Source organism: Streptomyces sp. NPDC031274, from assembly GCF_055570235.1.
The window spans coordinates 92,252-110,232 of the sequence record NZ_JBVIHP010000010.1 but is presented as its reverse complement, the minus strand read 5'-3'; the positions used below and the strand labels follow the sequence as shown (position 1 = coordinate 110,232).

Below are 17,981 nucleotides of genomic sequence, written 5' to 3'. Positions count from 1 at the left end.
GCAGGCATGTTCACTACGTGGGGGCAGCTCCTTCACAAGCTTCACAGAAGGAAATCCCATGACCGGAAGGACTCCTTCCAACAAAGCGGACACTCTCGCACCAAAGCGCGAGTTCTGTGGTCAATGCACAAGACTCGGTGTGGAGTATTCGCCGAATAGCGTGACTGCGCTGCGCATTCGATGTGCAGGTTTATTGAAGGCGTGCCGAATCGTCGCCGAAGGGGACACCGAGGTCCCCCTCCGCGACCGCGCCGTCGGTGGAGGCGCCGGAGGCGATCCCGTGAACGGGCTCCGGCACCGCGTCCGGGGCGAGCAGCACCGAGCGGCGGCCGTCGACGCCGACCGGCACGTCGCCGTCGATGGTGACGCGGCGCAGGGTGCGCTCGTGGTCGTCGGAGTCGTCGACTCCGTAGTGCTGTGTGGCCCGGTTGTCCCAGATGGCGACGTCACCCGCGCGCCACTGCCAGCGGACCGTGTTCTCCGGCCGCTCCACGTGCGACTGGAGTACGCCGATCAGGGCGCGGGAGTCGGCGGCACGGAAGCCGCTCAGCTTCTGCAGGAAGTTGCCCAGGATCAGGGTGCGTTCACCGGTCTCGGGGTGGACGCGGACCACGGGGTGCTCGGTCCGGAACGTGACCGCGGTGAACACCTTCCGGTGCTGGTCGAGCGCGGCGGAGGAGGCGCCGGGGCGCGATGCCGCGTAGTCGTAGTCGTTGGTGTGCACACCGCGCACACTGTCGGCGAGCACCCGGAGCGGCTCGGGCAGGTCCTTGTACGCGGCCGCCGTGTTGGACCACAGGGTGTTCCCGCCGTACGGCGGGATGACCTCGGCGCGCAAGATGGAGAAGGCCGGGTAGGCGGGCACGAACGTGACGTCGGTGTGCCACTGATTGGCGCGGCCGCCGTGTTCGTTGTCGATGCCGAGGGCGTAACGGCCGTCCACGGACGGCACGGTGGGATGGGCGACGGGAGTGCCGAGCAAGCGGGCGAAGGCCTCGTGGCTCTCTCCGTCGAGGTGCTGCTGGTCGCGGAAGAAGACGACCTTGTGCTCGAGCAGCGCGGCGCGCACGGCGGCCACGGTCGCCTCGTCCAGGTCACCGCCGAGGCGAATTCCGGAGAGGACGGCGCCGATCCGGCCGCCTACTTTCTGGACGGTGAGGGTGGGGGTCTCCAGTGCGGGGGCGGGTGCGGACGTCATGGGGTGAGATCCCTTCGGTGGATGACATCGCTGTCCGGCCGAGATGAGGCCTGAGGACGCGAGGGAGAGAGGGCAGGGCGAGAGGAGAGGGGACGCCCGGCTGACCGGGCGTCAGCGGCAGTGGTGACAGCCCGGCGAGAGGCGCGGGCGGCGGTCAGGCCACGCGCGGACGACACGCCGCGGAGGCGAGGCGGCCCAGGTCCACGTGGAGCCGCGGGACGAGAAAGGTCATCGCGGTCATGTCCAGGAGCATGGTCGCCCGCCGAAAGCGGGGCAAGACCTTCCCCGCCCGCTTCACGACCCTGCAATGAGCCCGGTGCGCCGGGCGGCTCTCTCACCCCCGGGGCATCTCGCCGCGCTCCGGAGTATCTGACCGAGGTCCGCGCGGCCCGACGGGTCACTCGCCGGTCGGATCTCGGCGACATCACTCCATGACCAGGGGCGATACGTTCCGTTCAGGACGGTGCAGCATAATGCGGCCATGCGGATCTCAGCCAGGGCGGACTACGCGGTACGTGCCGCGCTGCAACTCGCCGCGTGCCAGGACGACGGGCCGCTGAAGGCCGAGGCCATCGCTGAGGCCCAGGACATCCCGCACAAGTTCCTCGAAGGCATCCTCAACGACATGCGGCGCGGCGGTCTCGTCCTCAGCCAGCGCGGCGGCAACGGCGGCTACCGCCTGGCCCGGTCCGCGGGCAGCATCAGCATCGCCGACGTCATCCGCGTCGTGGAGGGCCCGCTCGTGTCGGTGCGCGGCGTCCGACCTCCCGAGCTGGCCTACAGCGGGCCCGCGGAATCGCTGCTGCCGCTGTGGATCGCGTTGCGGGCGAATGTCCGCCAGATCCTCGAGGGCGTGTCCCTGGCCGATGTCGCGGGCGCCGAACTGCCGAACCCCGTCACCGAGCTCGCCGCGGACCCCGCGGCCTGGACGAACCCTTAGCCCCCGAGCCCTTCAGGCGAGCGCGGGCCGGGTGAGGTCGAGGACCAACTGGTTCCCCCAGTCGTTGGTGAAGACCGCGCTCGCTCCTTCGTGGCGCACGCCCACGAACGGGTTGGAGCGGGACATCACGGCGACCTACCGCAAGGAGCCGTCAGCGTCCCCCATCTGCTCGATCAACGCCGGTTCCGCGGGTGATCGCGCGCCGTGCGCTCATTGCCGTGCTTGTACGCACCTGTCCAGCGGGCCATCACCAGTTGGGCGTCGCCCGACTCGACCTCGGCGAGGAACTTCTCGGCGCGCGCGCCTCGCAGCGTGCCGGCCGCACGGCCGTGGTGGGTGATCGTGACGCCGGCGTCGGGACGCTGCTCGTAGGTGAACCCGGAAGGTCTTGGCATGTCCCGATGCTAGGCATCCGGGCTGTGGTTCCGTAACCGAATTTCGGTGCGGCAGCGGGGCGATCGGCAGGAGCGGCCCGTGACTGACCAACCCTTGAGATCCCACAGGGCGAGACGCAGCCGTCCGCCCGTTGAACACCCCCTTGCCGCGGCAGGAGTTCGAGCACACTATTCCTATCAATCAGGTAGGGAAACTAGGAATCTGTGAGGCGTCCCCGTGACAACGCTGATCCCCTCCGCCTCGCCGCGCGTCGTCCGGGAACTCGCCGATGACCTCGCCGTCGACGCGGACCTGCGCGACCGGGCGGGCAAGCCCCCGTTCGACGAGGTCTCGCGGCTGCGCGAGGCGGGACTGCCCGCGCTCCTGACGCCGTCCGGCCAGGACAGCCAGGGCGGCCGGGGCAGCGACTGGCGCATGGCCTGTACGGCGGTCAGGGACATCGCTGCGGCGGACAGCTCCATCGCCGAACTCCTCGCACACCACCACGCCCTGTCGTGGAGCCCCCGCCTCTTCGCCGCACCGGAGGACGCCGCCGCGCTCGAACTTCGCGCCGTGCACGAGCAGTGGCTCTACGGCGGTGACATCGAACTGCCGGACGCGCAGACGGGCACCGACCTCGCCCTCACGCCGACCACCGACGGATACGTCCTGCACGGGCGCCGCCCCCTGACCGCGGGTGTCGCCGTCGCTGACCGGCTCGTCCATACGGCGCGGCGGACGGACACCGGTGAATGGGTGGTCGTCCAGGTGAACCCCGCCCACCCCGGCGTCTCCACGGAACCCGCGCACGACCCGCTCGGGCAGCGCCTCAGCGGCGCGGGCGGCGTCAGCTACGACGACGTACCGGTACCGGCGGACCAAGTGCTCGGCACGGTTCCCGTCGACGAGCACGAGATCTCGCCGTTCACCGCGCTCGCCCCACTGACCCGCCGCCTCCTTCTCGTCCAGGTCGGCCTGGGCAACGCGGAGGGTGCCCTGGCCGAGGCGCGGGACATCAGTCGCGCCCTGCCCCGCACCGACCCGCCGGCCGCGCTCGACACCGGCGGCGACTGCGGGCGACCGCCCACGGACCCCTATCTGCTGCTCGCCTACGGAGAGTTGGCCACAGCCGCGCACAGTGCGGCGGCAGTGGTGGAACGCGCGACGGAGGCGTTGGCCCAGGGGCTTGGGACCGGCCCCGCGCTCGGCGCCGACGAGCGGGCCGACATCGCGTTCCTCGTGGGCGCGGCCGAAGCGGTCACGGCCCAGGCCGCTCTGCACATCACCACCCGCATCCTCGAAGTCACCGCCGACGCGCCCCCTCCTTCGACCGACCCCGGCCTCGACAGGTTCTGGCGCAACGCCCGCGCCCTGACGGCCCACGGCTCCGCCGCGCACCGCTTGCGCGACATCGGCGAGCACTACCTCAACGGGCTTCAATAGCCGTCCGGGCTCGCTCTCTCCGCGGCCTTCTCCGGCCCGTACGATCTTCGGATACTGGGATTCCGCATCCGCAAGGCCGAGAGGGAAGCCTCCGTTGGACACCGGCAGCTATTACGAGCCCATCGACGAGCACCGCTACAAGCCCACGCCCCACGCAGGCGGCGCCTGGGACATCGACGAACAGCACTTCAGCCCGCTCGGCGGCCTCATCGTGCACGCCATCGACCGGCACCTGGCCACTCAGCCGGACAGTGGCCTGGTCCTGGCCCGGATCAGCTTCGACATCCTCGGGCGCCTCGCCCTCGACGAGTGCGAGATCCGGGTGGAGACCGTCCGTCCCGGCCGCACCATCGAACTGGTCGAGGCCGTCGTGCTGATGGCCGGCCGTCCGGTGGTGCGAGCCAGGGCCTGGCTCCTCGTGTCCGGTGACACCAGCGCCGTCGCGGGCGGCGGTGCCGACAGGCTCACGCCGCCGGATGCGCTGACGCAGTGGCACATGGCCTCCGTGTGGCCCGGCGGATACATCGCCTCGCTGGACGTCCGCCCGCTCGCGCCCCCGCAGCCGGGCCGTACGACGGCGTGGATCTCCACCGGCCTCGACCTCGTCGCCGGGCAGAGCGCGAGCCCGCTGGCGTCCTACATCGCACTCGTCGACACCGCCAACGGCATCGCCGTCCGCCAGTCGCCCACCGCCTGGATGTTCCCCAACGTCGACCTCACCGTGCACCTCCACCGGCAGCCTGAAGGGCGCTGGACCGGACTCGACACCACAGTGACCTTCGGACCGACCGGCCAGGGCATCACCAGCACCGTCCTGCACGACGTCAACGGCCCCGTCGGACACGCACAGCAGATCCTCACCGTCCGCCCCCTGTAGGGGAGATGCCCTCCTTCGCCCCGCATGTCGCGTCCATGACATCGTCACAGACTCGACGCACAACGTTCATACAGTGATGCGCCCACCCGTGCCACTCTCCGGTTTACCCACTTGTCAACTCGCGTAGAACGCGGGTCCTGTTGGAGGGATCCGCGGTGCGCGAGCCTCCGGGAGAGGACACCCCCACATGCCCGTCCCTCACATACGTCGCTGGAAACCACTGGCCATGACGGCCGCCGCGCTCCTCGTCGGGATCACCGTCCCCGCCGCAGCCGACGCCGCGACCACGGCCCCCACGCCGTCCGCCGCATCCGTCGGCGCCTATGACGACACGTACTACAAGGACGCGCTCGGCAAGACCGGTCCGGAGCTGAAGAGCGCCCTGCACACGATCATCAGCGACCAGACCAAACTGTCGTACAGCCAGGTCTGGGACGCGCTCAAGGTCACCGATCAGGACCCGGACAACAGCAGCAACGTGATCCTGCTCTACACCGGCCGCTCGCAGAGCAAGGACAGCAACGGCGGCGACCCGGACCAGTGGAACCGCGAGCACGTGTGGGCCAAGTCCCACGGCGACTTCGGCACCTCGACCGGTCCCGGCACCGACATCCACCACCTGCGCCCTGAGGATGTCTCGGTCAACAGCGTCCGCGGCAACAAGGACTTCGACAACGGCGGCAGTGCCGTCGGTGAGGCGCCGGGCAACAACACCGACTCCGACTCCTTCGAGCCCCGTGACGCCGTCAAGGGCGACGTGGCCCGCATGATCCTCTACATGGCCGTGCGCTACGACGGCGAGGACGGCTTCGCCGACCTGGAGCCCAACGACAAGGTCTCCAACGGCAGCGCCCCCGCGATCGGGCGCCTGTCCGTACTGAAGCAGTGGAGCGACGAGGACCCGCCGGACACGTTCGAGAAGAACCGCAACCAGGTCATCTACGACAAGTTCCAGCACAACCGGAACCCGTTCGTCGACCACCCCGAGTGGGTCGGATCGATCTGGTAGATCACGGCCCGCAGTTCAGGCAGATTGTGGCAGCGCCCTCCTCGGGCGCTGCCACAACGCGTGAAACCCATGGCCGACAGGACGTCAGGACGTCAGGAGACGATGTCGCCGAGCGGCTTGCCCTCCAGGTGTCCTGCGACGTTCTGGATCGCCGCGAGGCCGATGCGCACGAGCGTCTCGCGGGTGACGCCCGCGACATGCGGTGAGAGCACCACGTTCGGCGCCTTCAGCAGGCGCAGGGCCGCGGTGGGCGGCTCGGGGTCGAAGACGTCGATGCCCGCCCCCGCCAGCGTGCCGGCCGTCAGCGCGTCGGCGAGGGCGTCCTGGTCGATGAGTGCGCCCCGCGAGGTGTTGATGACGAACGCCGTCGGCTTCAGGAGGGCGAGGCGTTCGGCGTCCAGGAGGTTGCGGGTCTCCTCCGTGAGCGGGGCGTGCAGCGAGACGTAGTCGGACGTGCGGAGCAGTTCGTCGAGTTCGACATGGCGTGCGCCGCCGAGGCGGGCCTCCTTCCCCGCTGCCGCCCGCCTCGGCCCGGCGTAGACGACGCTCATGTCGAACACGACCGCGCGGCGGGCGACTTCCTCGCCGATGTGGCCGAGTCCGACGATTCCCAGCGTCTTGCCGGAGAGCTCGGTGATGGACTGCTGGAGGCGGGGCAGCGCCCAGTCGGCCGCGGTGAGGGCGGTGTGCGCCGGGATCAGCTGCTTGGCGAGGGCGAGCATGAGAGCGAACGTCTGCTCGGCGACGTTCTGCTTCTCGGCGCCGCTCGAGCCGATCGAGCAGACGTGGATGCCGCGTGCGCGCGCCGCGTCCACGTCGACGTAGTCGAAGCCGTGGCTCGCGCACTGGACGACTTCGAGGTCCGGCGCCGCGGCGATGTGCTCGGCGGTGACGGGCGCGAGGCCGGTGACGATGACGTGCGCCGCGCGCAGGGCGGCGGGATCCTCGTCGGCCGACTCGACGACGGTGACGTGCGCCGACGCGGGAAGCAGCCCGGCGAGAGCGGCTCCCGCCGCGCGGCCGCCCACGTGGGGCGAGACGATGGCCAGGACGTTCTTCACGGCGCTCATGCGGTCTCCTCGATCAGATCGTCGGGGGTGAGGGTGGCGGGCCCCGCGTGTCCGGACAGGGCGAGGGTGAGGTCGAGTTCGGCGAGCAGACAGCGGATCACGTGGTCGACGCCCGCCTGGCCGTCGAGGCCGAGCCCATAGGCGTACGGCCGTCCCACGAGCACGGCCCGGGCGCCGAGGGCGAGCGCCTTGAAGATGTCGTCGCCGGTGCGGATGCCGCTGTCGAACAGGACGCTGAGCCGGTCGCCGACCGCCGCCACGACGCGGGGCAGGGCGTCGGCGGCCGCGACGGAGCCCGCGACCTGGCGGCCGCCGTGGTTGGAGACCACCACTCCGTCCATGCCCGCGTCGGCGGCGCGGCGCGCGTCGTCCGGGTGCAGGACGCCCTTGAGCACGATCGGGCCGTCCCAGTTCTCGCGCAGGAACGCCAGGTCCGGCCAGGTCTTCGCGGGGTCGGCGAACATGCCGACGAAGTGCATCACGGCCGCGTTCGGGTCCTCGTGCACCGGCTTGGCGAGGCCCGCCTGGAACGCCGGGTCGCTGAAGTAGTTGGCGGTGCCCACGCCGTGCAGGAAGGGCAGATACGCCTGGTCGAGGTCGCGCGGCCGCCAGGCGAGGAGCGGAGTGTCGAGCGTGACGACGAGCGCGGTGAAGCCCGAGGCCTTCGCACGGTCCAGGAAGCTCTTGGTGACGTCGCGGTCCTTGGCCCAGTACAGCTGGAACCAGCGCTGCGCGTCCCCCATCTCCTTGGCGACCTGCTCCATGGGCGTGCTGGAGGCCGAGGACAGGATGTACGGGACGCCGCGGGCCGCTGCCGCGCGGGCGGCGGCGGACTCGCTCTCCGGGTGCATGATCGACAGAACGCCGACGGGGGCGAGAGCGAGCGGCGCGGGCAGCCGGTGGCCGAGCACCTCCACGGACAGATCGCGTTCGTGTACGTCCCGCAGCATGCGCGGCACGATCCGACGCCGCTCAAGTGCCGCGCGGTTGGCGCGGGCGGTGCTGCCGTTGCCCGCGCTGCCGGAGACATAGCCGACGGGGCCCGGACCGAGCCGCTGCTCGGTCAGCTCCTCGAGGCGGGTCAGGTCGGTGGGCAGTCGGGGCACGGCACCCGTCATGCCGTTGAGATAGATCTCGTACTGGAAGTCCGCCCAGTTCGGCGTCGTCATGTGAGGGGTCCCGTCCGGTATCCGTTGAGACTGCACGAGGCAGCGTCAGAGAGCACTGTCCACCCGACGATCCTTGCCACACTGGTAGGACAGTGACAAGCCCCGTCCATGGTCGTACCCGAGCGGGAACGCGTCCGGCAGAAGATCCTGGCCGCTCCCCGCCTCGTCGAGACGGGGAGCGAGGCGGTCGGCGTCGGACGCGTTTCCAAGACCGGCGAACCCCGCCCCCGCCGTCACGAGCAGCGCTCCAACCCATACGCATCACGGCTGAGGCAGGATCAGCTCCAGTGTGACGGCGACGTACGGTCCAGAGATGGACATGGTGAGCGGCGTTGTCAGCATCGAGTACTCGCACTTCTACATCCACGAGGACATCGAGACCGAGTGGGAGGGTGGCGACCGGACACCTGACTTCCGCACCGACAAGCCTGTGATCATCGCCCCCGGCCAGCTCACTGTCGTCAGCTGCGTGCAGTCCCACGACGCCTGGGTGACCCTCATACTCACCGAGGCCGAGCCGGTCCAACAGCCGGAGGAATGGCAGTTACTCGGCACCTGGCCCTACGTACCGATTTCAGGCGGGCGGATGAGCATGTCCGGCCCCACCACAGGCCCTGCCACACCAGCTGCGGGCTGGCTTCCAGGTGCCCACGGATACGCCCCAGCCCTACAGCTCGACCCGGCCACGGTCTACACCGTCCACGTCTACGCCAGGGGACGCCAAGACTCCCGAGCCAGACACGAAGCCGCTATGGCCCGCGAAGAGTGGGGCCTGCATGAAGGGTTCGAGGACTAAGTGGTCGCCTTCATCCCGGCCGGACGCCCACCGACTCCGGACGGGAGCTGAGGCTCGCCCCCAGGGCCTGCGTGCGGCGGGAATACCGCGCACTTGAAATACGTGACGGGTACCAGCAGTTCGTTGTCGGGCAGTTCGATGTCAGCCGGGGCCGACCCCGGTCTCAGCCCGCGGCACGGGACAGCTCCTTCACAGCGATGTCCTGCTCGAAGGCCGACCGGCCCGGGACCTTGTCGATGGCCTTCTCTGTCCCTGTCAGTCCGTCCGCCGGACGTGGGAGCGCCCGGCGGACGGACAGGTCACCTGCGGCGCCACTCCTCGGCGAGCAGTTCGTAGGAGCGCACCCGGTCGGCGTGACCGTGGGTGATGGTGGTGATGAGCAACTCGTCCGCCCCAGTGGCTTCTTGGAGCTGTTCCAGGAGATCCGCCACGCGTCCGGGAGAACCCGTGAACTGGGTCTCGGTGCGGTCCTGGACCAGTGCCCGGTCCGCGTCGGTCCAGTTGTGGCGGCGCGCCTCTTCCGGCGTCGGGTACTGGATGGCGCCCTCGGCCGTGCGGATGCTGCGGACCCATGGGCCGTAACCCGCGGCGAGTTCGCGTGCTGTCTCGTCGTCCTCGGCGACGACGACGTCCGCGGAGACGCTGACATAGGGCTTGTCGAGTACGTCGGAGGGCTTGAACGCGGCGCGGTAGCCCTCCGCGGCCTCGAGCACCGTGCCAGGACTGACGTGGTAGTTCGCGGCGAAGGGCAGGCCGCCCCGACCGGCGACGTCCGCACTCTGGCCGCCGCTGCTGCCCAGGATCCACACCTGGATGTCGGCGCCCTCACCGGGCACGACATGCGCTTCGATGCCGTCGTCGGAGCGATATGTTCCGGCGAGAAGCGCCAGGATGTCGTCGACCTGCTCCCCGTAGTCCTGCGCCTCGGCGTGCGGCTGCTGGAGCAGCTTGCGCTGGAGGGCGACGCGGGGTGAGCCGAGCAGGTGCTCGTAGGAGAAGCGTGCCGGGATCCGCAGCCCGTTGGGGGCACGGCCGTCGACGACGGGGGTGGCGGTCGGCGGCGCGGCGGCGGGCGTTCCGGGCGGTCGGCCGCCTGAGCGGCCGAGGCCCAGGTCGAGGCGCCCGGGATGCAGCGCGTCGATCAGGCCGAACTCCTCGACCGTGGAGAGCGCGGTGCGGTGACCGAGCTGCACTGCTCCCGCCCCGAGCCGGATCGTCGAGGTCGCGGCGGCGGTCAGGGCGAGGACGACCGCGGGTGAGGTGCCCGCCACACCCGGGTTGAGGTGGTGCTCGGCGAACCAGTAGCGGGCGTACCCGAAACGCTCGGTCTGCCGGGCCAGGTCGATGGAGTTGCGCAGCGCCACGGTCGCGGAGGAGCCGGACGAGATCGGTACCAGGTCGAGGACGCTGAGCGGGATGTCTGACATGGGCGGTGATCCTCCTCAGTGGTCGGCCGACGCGGGCACGGGTGTGGGTACGGAAGCGGGTTGGGGGAAGCGCACCCCGGCGTCCGCGTCGGCGTCGGGGTGAGCCAGGCCGAGGTGGTCGCGCAGGGTGGTGCCCTCGTACTCCGTGCGGAAGACGCCGCGTTCCTGGAGCAGCGGGACCACGGTGTCGGCGAAGGCGTCGAGGCCGCCGGGGGTGATGTGCGGAACGAGGATGAAGCCGTCGCTCGCGTCGGCCTGGACGAAGGAGTTGATCGTCTCGGCGACGGTGGCCGGGGAGCCGACGAAGGACTGACGGCTGCCGGTCTCGATGACGAGGTCACGGATGGACCACTTGTTCGCGGCCGCGAGCTCGCGCCACTCCCGAGCGGTGGCCAGCGGGTCGCGGTACATCCGCACCTGGGCACGCCCGCGGGCGATGGTGTGCTCGCCGACGTCCGGGTCGATGTCGGGCAGCGGGCCCTCCGGGTCGTACGCGGAGAGGTCGCGGTTCCAGACGAACTCCAGGTGCTTGATCGCCGTGGCGCCGCTGACCTGTCGGCGCCGCACCTCACGGGAGAGCTCCTCCGCCTCGGCATCCGTGTCCCCGAGGACGAAGGTCGCCGCGGGCAGGATGAGCAGCTGGTCGTGGGTGCGGCCGTGGCGGGCCAGGCGGCCCTTGACGTCCGTGTAGAACGCCTGCCCTTCCTTGAGCGTGCTGTACCGGCTGAAGATCGCGTCCGCGCCTTCGGCGGCGAACTCGCGCCCCTCCTCCGAGTCACCGGCCTGGAAGATGACAGGTCGGCCCTGTGGACTGCGCGGGACGTTGAACTGCCCCTGGATGTCGAAGTGTTGCCCCTGATGGACGAAGGCGCCCGCCTTGGCGTCACTCAGGAACGTGCCGGCCTCCTGGTCGGCGACGATCTCGTCCCCGCGCCAGGAGTCGAAGAGCTCGCCCGCCGTGCTGAGGAATTCCTTCGCCCTGGAGTACCGCTCCTCCTGCGGCAGGAACCCGCCGCGCCGGAAGTTCTCGCCGGTGAAGGCGTCCCAGGAGGTCACGACGTTCCAGGCGGCGCGCCCGCCCGAGAGGTGGTCGAGGCTGGCGAACTGGCGGGCCACCTCGTACGGCTCGTTGAAGGTGGAGTTGATGGTGCCCGTCAGGCCGAGGCGTTCGGTGACGGCGGCGAGCGCGGTGAGCACGGTGAACGTGTCGGGGCGCCCGACGACGTCCAAGTCGTATATCTTCCCGCCCTGTTCGCGAAGCCGCAGCCCCTCGGCGAGGAAGAGGAAGTCGAATTTGGCGCGCTCGGCGGTCCGTGCGAAGTGCGCGAAGGAGCTGAACTCGATGTGACTCCCGGCCTCGGGGTCGCTCCATACGGTGGTGTTGTTGACGCCGGGGAAGTGTGCCGCGAGGTGGATCTGCTTGAGCGGCTTGTCCGGTGACTTGCTCATGTCGGGTTCCTTCCGGCTCAGGCGGTGGCGGCGGCGTAGCGGCTTGCGGGGCGGGCGAGGCCGAGGAGACCGCGCAGGGTGTCGGCTTCGTACGCGTGCCTGAAGGCGCCGCGGCGCTGGAGTTCTGGCACCAGGCCCCGGGTGATCGCCGGGAGGTCGTGGCCGACGACGGCGGGGCGCAGCCGGAACCCGGTGAGTCCGGACTGACTCAACTCCAGGAGCAAGTCGGCCAGTTGGGCGGGCGTGCCGGTGAACACACGTGCGTCGCTGGTGTACGGGTGTCCCGCGAGGGCGTCCAGACGCTCCCTGCGGGCCACGGCGGCGGCCGGATCGTCGTCGAGGAACACCACCAGGTCGCCGAAGAGGTGGAGGGGCTCGTCGGCCCGCCCGGCAGCTTCCTGTTCGCCGCGGACCGCCGTGACGATGTCGCGTGCGTGCCCGGCGTCGCGCGGGGTGACGTATCCGATGTCGGCGGAGCGGCCGAGCAGCCGGAACGGGGCCTCGGTCGGGGTCTCGTGGGCGAGCGCGCTGACGACGGGACGGCCCTGCGGTGGCCGTGGGGTGATCGAGGGGCCCTTGACGCTGAAGTGCTTGCCCTCGAAGTCGATGTAGTGCAGCTTGTCGCGGTCGACGAAGCGGCCGGTGGCGACGTCCCTGATCTCCGCGTCGTCCTCCCAGCTGTCCCAGAGCCGACGCACGGCTTCGACGTAGTCGGCCACCTCGTCGAAGAGGTCGAGGGTCAGTTCCCGTACGTCCGGCCTGCCGAGGTCCTCGACGGCATCGAGGGCGGGAAGCGTGCGGCGCCCGAAGTGCGCGGCCTCGTTACGGCGTGCTGACACCTGCACCCGTACGCCCGCGCGGCCCGTGCTGACGTAGTCGAGCGTGGCGATCGCCTTGGATGTGTGGAAGGGCTCCGTGTGCGTGGCCACCACCGTCGGCACGAGTCCGATGTAGCTGGTCAGCGGGGCGACACGGGCGGCGATGAGGACGGCGTCGAGCCGCCCGCGTACCTGATCCGTGCGTCCGTCGGGCTCGGTGAAGTGGGACGACTGGAGCCCGAGCCCGTCCTCGATCGTCACGAAGTCGAGCAGGCCGTGTTCGGCCTCGGTGACCAGATCGGCCCAGTACCGGGCGGTGAGCAACTCCCCCGGGCGGGCGACCGGTTCGCGCCAGGCGGCCGGGTGCCAGCCCGCGCCGTCGAGCGCGACGGCGAGGTGCAGCGCGGCGGCAGAGTCGGCAGAAGAAGCGGAGGAATGAGGCGAATGGGGCAACGAAGGTGATGACGACACGAAAGGTGTGCCTTCCTGATCGACCGTGCGACCGTACGAGAACACCGGCCCCTCGGATCCGAGGGTGCGGCGGCGGGGTGACGGGTCAGGAACGACAGAGCGCGCCGGCGACACGCTGCAGATCGATGTGCGGCCGGGAGTACAGATGCACCTGGCGGCTCGGGGCGATCACCATGACGCGCGGGGCGGGCGCGGGCGGCACGGGCGACAGGGGCGGTACGGCTGACACAGCTGGCACGTCCGTCACCTCCGCCCCTTCCGACTCGGCGGGCCTGGAGCCTCGCCGGTCTCGCGCTTGCGGAACCCTGGACGGGCACCGCCTGGTCCTCACCTGGAGCACCCCGCCGCGTGGGAGGGTTGCCGGTCAGCAAGCCAGGGCTTGACGCTGACACTCGTAACCTGCTCGGGACGTTACGTGAGGTCGTAGCGGTGCGCAATGCCCGTGGATCATGGGCGTTCTCACAGCGTCGTACATGCCTCGTCGCCTGTCTCCGTCAAGTCAACCACCGGACCACTCCTTCTGTTCCTGGTGCGGGCCTTCTTGACGGAGACAGGCACCCGGACTCAAACTTCCGGGGACGGTCACGATTGTCAGCGCCCGCCCGGCAGGGTTCCTGCCCGAGCGGGTCATCGGCCCCGGCCCGCTGGCGGGCAACCCTTCCTCCGCGACGGGGTGCCCCGGGTGACGACCGGGTCCCGCCGTGGCGGCGGGGCAAGCGCGGCCCCGGGTACGACGGGCCTCGACGGCAGGGCTGGTGGACATGTCCAGGGCGGTCGGTGAGGGGAACAGCATCCAGCGGCCTCCCCTGTCCGCGCCCCGGCCCCGCCCTCGCTTCCTGACCAGACGCCTTCACATCGATCTGCTGCGCGTGTGCAGCGCCTCGGTGCCAGCTGTCTGACGTCCGCGCAGCGTCCACACACCAGCGACGCCTCCGGACAAGAAGCCTCATCACTGCGGCCCTCTGCGGCCACGGATCCCCCTCTCCCCCGCTGTGCCACCGGCCCCGCGCGTGCCGCCGCCGGTCGGCGCCCCTCCCCTCCCTGGAGAGCCATGCCCGAGATCACGTCGCACCGTTCCCGTACTGTTTCCCGCCCTGCTTCCCACCCGACTTCCCCCGCGGATTCATGCTCTCCGCGCGACACCGGCCCACGCGACACCGGCCCACGCTTCGCCCGTCCCGCGCCGATCCGCAGCCGCATCGGCGACGACGTGGCGGGCGGCTTCTACCCGGCGCCCCACCGCTACCACCTGTATCTCTCGGCAGAATGTCCGGACTCCTTGCGCGTCTCGATCACCCTCGACCTGCTCGGGCTCAGGGAGTCGGTCACCACCACCCTCCTGGCACCGCACACCACTGCGGCGCTCGACTCGCTGCACCGCTGTTACGAGGCCACCGAGCACCACTTCGAAGGGCCGCTGACCGTTCCGGCCCTGTGCGACCGGTGGAGCGGTCACGTCGTCAGCAACCACACGCCGGACATCCTGCGCGACCTGGCCTGCCGCCTTGCCGCACACGGCAGTGGCCCGCTGCCCGTCCTGCGCCGACCGGCCCTGGCAGCACGGATCGACACCTGGCACGAGCTGCTCGCCGGGCCGCTCACCCCCGCGACACTGGACAGGATCGACTGCCGTCTTGCCGCCCACTCCTACCTCGTGGGCGACGAACTCACGGCAGCGGACGTGGACTTGTGGGCGAGGCTCGTCCACCTCACCCCGGATGCGGCTGAGGCGGCCCGCTCCCGCCCCCACGTGCGCGCCTATGTGCGCCGCCTGGACGACCACCCGGCCTTCTGTGCCAACCACCCCCATCACCTCGTGTAAGAAGCCTCCTTCGCCGTGCGCACCACCTTCCTGCCGTCACCCGCGCCCAGTCGGCCGGCACCCACCCAGGAGTCCACGGTGGCCTGGACATGCTGGACCAACGCGCTCTTGTTCCTGAAGGGAGCGGCCGACCAGATCTCGTCGAGGAGGGTCGTGCCGTCGGCCCCTGTCCCCGTCGGGTTGGCGACGCCGGAGTCGATCGTGCCGAAGACCACCTTGGGTTCGGACCGCTGGAAGTAGGCGTGCGTCGGGTCTTCCGTGCCTTCGAAGAAGGGCGCGAGGGGGATGCCGTCGAGTGTGTAGTGGAGCGGTTCGCCGGCTATCGGCTCGAGGTTGGGGAGCAGGTCGCCGGAGAGTGCGGCGTTTCCGTGGAGAGCGAACCGGAAGTAGGTCTTCGCGCTGTCGCGGGCCACGAGATGGACCGGTCCGTAGAACAGGGCCTGGACTTCCGGCTTGTCGGGGGTCTTCTCCACCCGTAGCCGGAAGGGGAGGGAAACCCGGACGGTGTCGCCGTCCCGCCATGTGCGGGACAGGGAGCAGTAGCTGCCGGGCGCCGGATCGGCCTTCACCTTCTTGCCGTTGACGGTCACGGTGAAGCCGCTCCCCGCCCAGGCCGGTACGCGCAGCCGTAGATCGAAGGCGGCCCTGGATCCCCGGACCGTGAGCGTCGTGCCCTGTTCCCTCGGGTAGTCGGTGGTCTGTGTGACCGTGACGCCCTTCTCCTTCCAGGTCAGCGTGGAGGGGCTGTAGAGGTTGACGTACAGGGCGGAGCCGTCGGCCTTTTGGAAGTAGACGGAGTCCTGGTACTTGGTGGCGCTCTCCATGCCCGTGCCCTCGCAGCAGGTCGTGCCCGCCTTGGGCGTGTAGTCACGCACGTGGCCCGGCAGCAGACCGATGAAGTACGTGACGAGGGGCTTCTCCGCGTCGGCCTTGTCCTGCTTCGAACCGAGGACCTGGTTGTACAGGGCCCGCTCGTAGTAGTCCATGTACGCGGGGTCCTGCTCGTGGAGGAACAGCGCCCGGCTCAGCTTGAGCAGGTTGTGCGCGCAGCAGGTTTCGGCGGTGGTGTCGCTGAGCGTTCCGGCGATGACACCGGGAGCCTTCCAGAACTCGCCGGTGCTCGTGCCGCCGATGCCGTACATACGGGTCGGTACGACCATGCCCCAGAAGTTCTTGGCGGCGGTGAGGTAGCGGCGCTCCGCCGTCTCGTCGTAGAGCCGCAGCAGGCCCGTGAAGATGGGGATGTGCTGGTTGGCGTGCAGCCCGTCGAGGGTGTCGTCGCCCGCGGCGCACGCGTCGATGAGCCTGTCGAGGTCGAAGAGGCGGGCCAGGGCGAGGTGTTCGGCCTGGCCGGTGATGGCGTACAGATCGCAGATCGCCTCCACGATGCCGCCGAACTCCCCACTGGAGAAGATGCCCCACATGCGTTGCAGGGTGCTCCCGTGCAGCTTGGACAGGCGCGCGTGCATCCAGTCGCACATGCCCGACGCGAGGTCGAGCGCTCGTTCGTCGCCCGTGTACAGGTAGGCGTCGAGGACACCGCGCAGGATCTTGTGCGCCGTGTAGTACGGCGCCCACACCTTGGTGTAGTCGCCGCTCGTCATCGACTCCAGGGCGATGAACTGCGTCTCCGGGTACGCCGCGAGGAACCCCGGATGGCTCGGCCCGCCCCAGGTGCGGCGCAAGGTGGCGTGTCGGCCGTGGCCAGAACTGTCGGCGAAGGAGTCGCCGCTGGTCTCGTCGAAGGCGTACGCCGCCAAGTCCCCCGCACCGGCCGGTGAACCGGCGGCGGGCGCGTCCTGGAGCCCCGAGATCTCCGCGGCGGTCAGGGCCCGCGACCAGAAGTTGACCTCGTCGAACGCGCCGGCGAAGACCGGGTCGGCCGCGTAGTGGGAGCGGCCGAGCCAGTTGTTCTTCAGGGAGCCGAGCGCGGCCGGATCAAGGGTCATCGAGGTGTTCGCCGCGACCGCACGGCCGTTGACGTAGAGCGTGCCGGTGGCGCCCTCGATCGTCACCGCCACGTGGCTCCATTCGTTCAGGGCCAGTGGCTCGGTGCCGTTGACGCCCTGCTCGCCGCCGGGCCCGTTCGCCGTGATGGCGAAGCGCGGGACTCCATCCGCGGTGCGGGCGGCCAGGTAGAGGTAGCGGCTCGTGTCGTTGCCGCAGTCGAGGATCCGGGTCCAGTCGGCGTCGTGGGTCGGCTTCACCCAGGCCGAGAGGGTCACGTCCGTGGCGCCGCCGAGGACATCGGCCGGGAGATCCACGTACTGGTGCGAGCCCCTTACGTTCTCCGCGGCCGTACCGAACTTACCGGGAACCCTGAGGACGCTCGGGTCGCGGCGGAGCGCCTCCCTGACCTCAGTCAACGCCCCGATCATGGAGCGGATCCTGTCGGCGTACGCCTTCTCGCCCGTGCTGCCGTACGCCTGGGAGAGCATGGTGAGGAAGTGGCCGGTGTAGTGGCCCCGGAGATTCCCGTTCGCCTCGCCGTCGAGTCCCTCCCAGCCGCCGGGGGCCACCGCACCCCGGGTGGAGAGCCCCGCGTTGGCGCGGAACACCTGGAGCAGCCGGTCCACGTCATAGCCCCTGCCGTGGTCGAGCATCAGGGCACGCTTGGCGGCGAAGACGCCCTTGTGGAGTGCCACGTCCCCCAGCGCGAACGGCTGTGCGGTCCAGGCGGACGGGGTGGCGAGAGCGGTCGGCGCACTCGCGTCGGCCGCGGAGCCGACCACGGATCGCGGAGCCGCGGCCGCCCTGCCTGCGGCGAGGGACGGGATCACCGGTGCCGCCGCCGCGAGAGCTGCGGCGCGAAGGACGGCTCGTCTGGCGGGTGCGGGGGCCATGGGCGCCTCATTCCTGACCTGTACGTTCGATATACCGGACGTTCGACATGCCGGACGTGGTTCGGATTACCGACCAAAAAGTATGAGCGTGGCAAGAGCACGTCAATGCTTCCGTCAGGATTCGACGATCATCGACCGGCACCGGGCGGGTCAGGCCGGGGGGGGGGGGGGGGGGGGGGGGGGGGGGGGGGGGGGGGGGGGGGGGGGGGGGGGGGGGGGGGGGGGGGGGGGGGGGGGGGGGGGGTGCTCCCTCTCGGCGGGTTTCGGGAGAGGT

Annotated in this window: 16 protein-coding genes and 2 riboswitches; of the genes, 6 read left to right on the top strand and 10 right to left on the bottom strand. The window is 70.3% G+C overall.

All coding sequences use genetic code 11. The features are described from left to right. Nucleotides 1-190 precede the first annotated feature (190 nt). Nucleotides 191-1,198: a TauD/TfdA dioxygenase family protein gene (locus ACZ5CR_RS18060; RefSeq protein WP_468858430.1), complete on the bottom strand. Its 1,008-nt coding sequence runs from the start codon at nucleotides 1,196-1,198 to the stop codon at nucleotides 191-193. A 154-nt stretch (nucleotides 1,199-1,352) separates the two neighbouring features. Beyond that, the gene (locus tag ACZ5CR_RS18055; RefSeq protein WP_468858810.1) at nucleotides 1,353-1,430 is read right to left on the bottom strand and encodes a putative leader peptide; all 78 of its coding nucleotides are present in this window, start codon (nucleotides 1,428-1,430) and stop codon (nucleotides 1,353-1,355) included. Nucleotides 1,431-1,679: 249 nt separating this feature from the next. Between ACZ5CR_RS18055 and ACZ5CR_RS18050 the strand changes: the two genes are divergently transcribed. After that, entirely contained in the window at nucleotides 1,680-2,138 is a 459-nt protein-coding gene (locus ACZ5CR_RS18050; RefSeq protein ID WP_468858428.1) for an RrF2 family transcriptional regulator, read from the top strand. Between the two features lie 173 nt (nucleotides 2,139-2,311). Here ACZ5CR_RS18050 and ACZ5CR_RS18045 read toward each other — a convergent pair whose 3' ends face one another. Then, entirely contained in the window at nucleotides 2,312-2,533 is a 222-nt protein-coding gene (locus tag ACZ5CR_RS18045; RefSeq protein ID WP_468858426.1) for a hypothetical protein, read from the bottom strand. A gap of 217 nt (nucleotides 2,534-2,750) precedes the next feature. Between ACZ5CR_RS18045 and ACZ5CR_RS18040 the strand changes: the two genes are divergently transcribed. From ACZ5CR_RS18040 to ACZ5CR_RS18030, 3 genes are all read left to right on the top strand, one after another. After that, nucleotides 2,751-3,956: an acyl-CoA dehydrogenase family protein gene (locus tag ACZ5CR_RS18040; protein ID WP_468858424.1), complete on the top strand. Its 1,206-nt coding sequence runs from the start codon at nucleotides 2,751-2,753 to the stop codon at nucleotides 3,954-3,956. A 94-nt stretch (nucleotides 3,957-4,050) separates the two neighbouring features. Then, entirely contained in the window at nucleotides 4,051-4,833 is a 783-nt protein-coding gene (locus ACZ5CR_RS18035) for a thioesterase family protein (RefSeq protein WP_468858422.1), read from the top strand. Between the two features lie 187 nt (nucleotides 4,834-5,020). Further along, nucleotides 5,021-5,842: an endonuclease I family protein gene (locus ACZ5CR_RS18030; RefSeq protein WP_468858420.1), complete on the top strand. Its 822-nt coding sequence runs from the start codon at nucleotides 5,021-5,023 to the stop codon at nucleotides 5,840-5,842. A 92-nt stretch (nucleotides 5,843-5,934) separates the two neighbouring features. Here ACZ5CR_RS18030 and ACZ5CR_RS18025 read toward each other — a convergent pair whose 3' ends face one another. Both ACZ5CR_RS18025 and ACZ5CR_RS18020 read right to left on the bottom strand, forming a co-directional pair. Continuing rightward, nucleotides 5,935-6,912, bottom strand: coding sequence for a 2-hydroxyacid dehydrogenase (locus ACZ5CR_RS18025; RefSeq protein ID WP_468858418.1), 978 nt, complete (start codon nucleotides 6,910-6,912; stop codon nucleotides 5,935-5,937). Next, nucleotides 6,909-8,081, bottom strand: a complete 1,173-nt coding sequence (locus ACZ5CR_RS18020; protein ID WP_468858416.1) for a lactate 2-monooxygenase — start codon at nucleotides 8,079-8,081, stop codon at nucleotides 6,909-6,911. The genes ACZ5CR_RS18025 and ACZ5CR_RS18020 overlap by 4 nt, the downstream gene beginning before the upstream one ends. Nucleotides 8,082-8,394: 313 nt before the next feature. Between ACZ5CR_RS18020 and ACZ5CR_RS18015 the strand changes: the two genes are divergently transcribed. Then, the gene (locus tag ACZ5CR_RS18015) at nucleotides 8,395-8,877 is read left to right on the top strand and encodes a hypothetical protein (protein WP_468858414.1); all 483 of its coding nucleotides are present in this window, start codon (nucleotides 8,395-8,397) and stop codon (nucleotides 8,875-8,877) included. Between the two features lie 299 nt (nucleotides 8,878-9,176). Here ACZ5CR_RS18015 and ACZ5CR_RS18010 read toward each other — a convergent pair whose 3' ends face one another. The 4 genes from ACZ5CR_RS18010 to ACZ5CR_RS17995 all read right to left on the bottom strand — a co-directional run bounded on the left by ACZ5CR_RS18010 (nucleotide 9,177) and on the right by ACZ5CR_RS17995 (nucleotide 13,280). Further along, nucleotides 9,177-10,304, bottom strand: a complete 1,128-nt coding sequence (locus ACZ5CR_RS18010) for an LLM class flavin-dependent oxidoreductase (protein ID WP_468858412.1) — start codon at nucleotides 10,302-10,304, stop codon at nucleotides 9,177-9,179. Nucleotides 10,305-10,319: 15 nt separating this feature from the next. After that, nucleotides 10,320-11,753, bottom strand: a complete 1,434-nt coding sequence (locus ACZ5CR_RS18005) for an NtaA/DmoA family FMN-dependent monooxygenase (protein WP_468858410.1) — start codon at nucleotides 11,751-11,753, stop codon at nucleotides 10,320-10,322. Nucleotides 11,754-11,770: 17 nt separating this feature from the next. Next, nucleotides 11,771-13,024 carry an LLM class flavin-dependent oxidoreductase gene (locus tag ACZ5CR_RS18000; RefSeq protein ID WP_468858408.1) on the bottom strand — a complete coding sequence of 418 codons (1,254 nt, stop codon included), beginning with the start codon at nucleotides 13,022-13,024 and terminating at the stop codon, nucleotides 11,771-11,773. 103 nt (nucleotides 13,025-13,127) lie between these two features. Continuing rightward, complete coding sequence (locus ACZ5CR_RS17995) at nucleotides 13,128-13,280, bottom strand: putative leader peptide (RefSeq protein ID WP_468858406.1); 153 nt, start codon at nucleotides 13,278-13,280, stop codon at nucleotides 13,128-13,130. Nucleotides 13,281-13,328: 48 nt separating this feature from the next. Then, nucleotides 13,329-13,442, bottom strand: a riboswitch (SAM riboswitch). A 180-nt stretch (nucleotides 13,443-13,622) separates the two neighbouring features. Then, a riboswitch (SAM riboswitch) is annotated at nucleotides 13,623-13,767 on the top strand. Between the two features lie 326 nt (nucleotides 13,768-14,093). Here ACZ5CR_RS17995 and ACZ5CR_RS17990 point away from each other — a divergent pair. Continuing rightward, nucleotides 14,094-14,864, top strand: coding sequence for a glutathione S-transferase family protein (locus ACZ5CR_RS17990; RefSeq protein ID WP_468858404.1), 771 nt, complete (start codon nucleotides 14,094-14,096; stop codon nucleotides 14,862-14,864). Here ACZ5CR_RS17990 and ACZ5CR_RS17985 read toward each other — a convergent pair. After that, nucleotides 14,852-17,707, bottom strand: coding sequence for a beta-L-arabinofuranosidase domain-containing protein (locus ACZ5CR_RS17985; protein ID WP_468858402.1), 2,856 nt, complete (start codon nucleotides 17,705-17,707; stop codon nucleotides 14,852-14,854). The two genes, ACZ5CR_RS17990 and ACZ5CR_RS17985, sit on opposite strands and share 13 nt — an antisense overlap. Nucleotides 17,708-17,981: the final 274 nt, after the last annotated feature.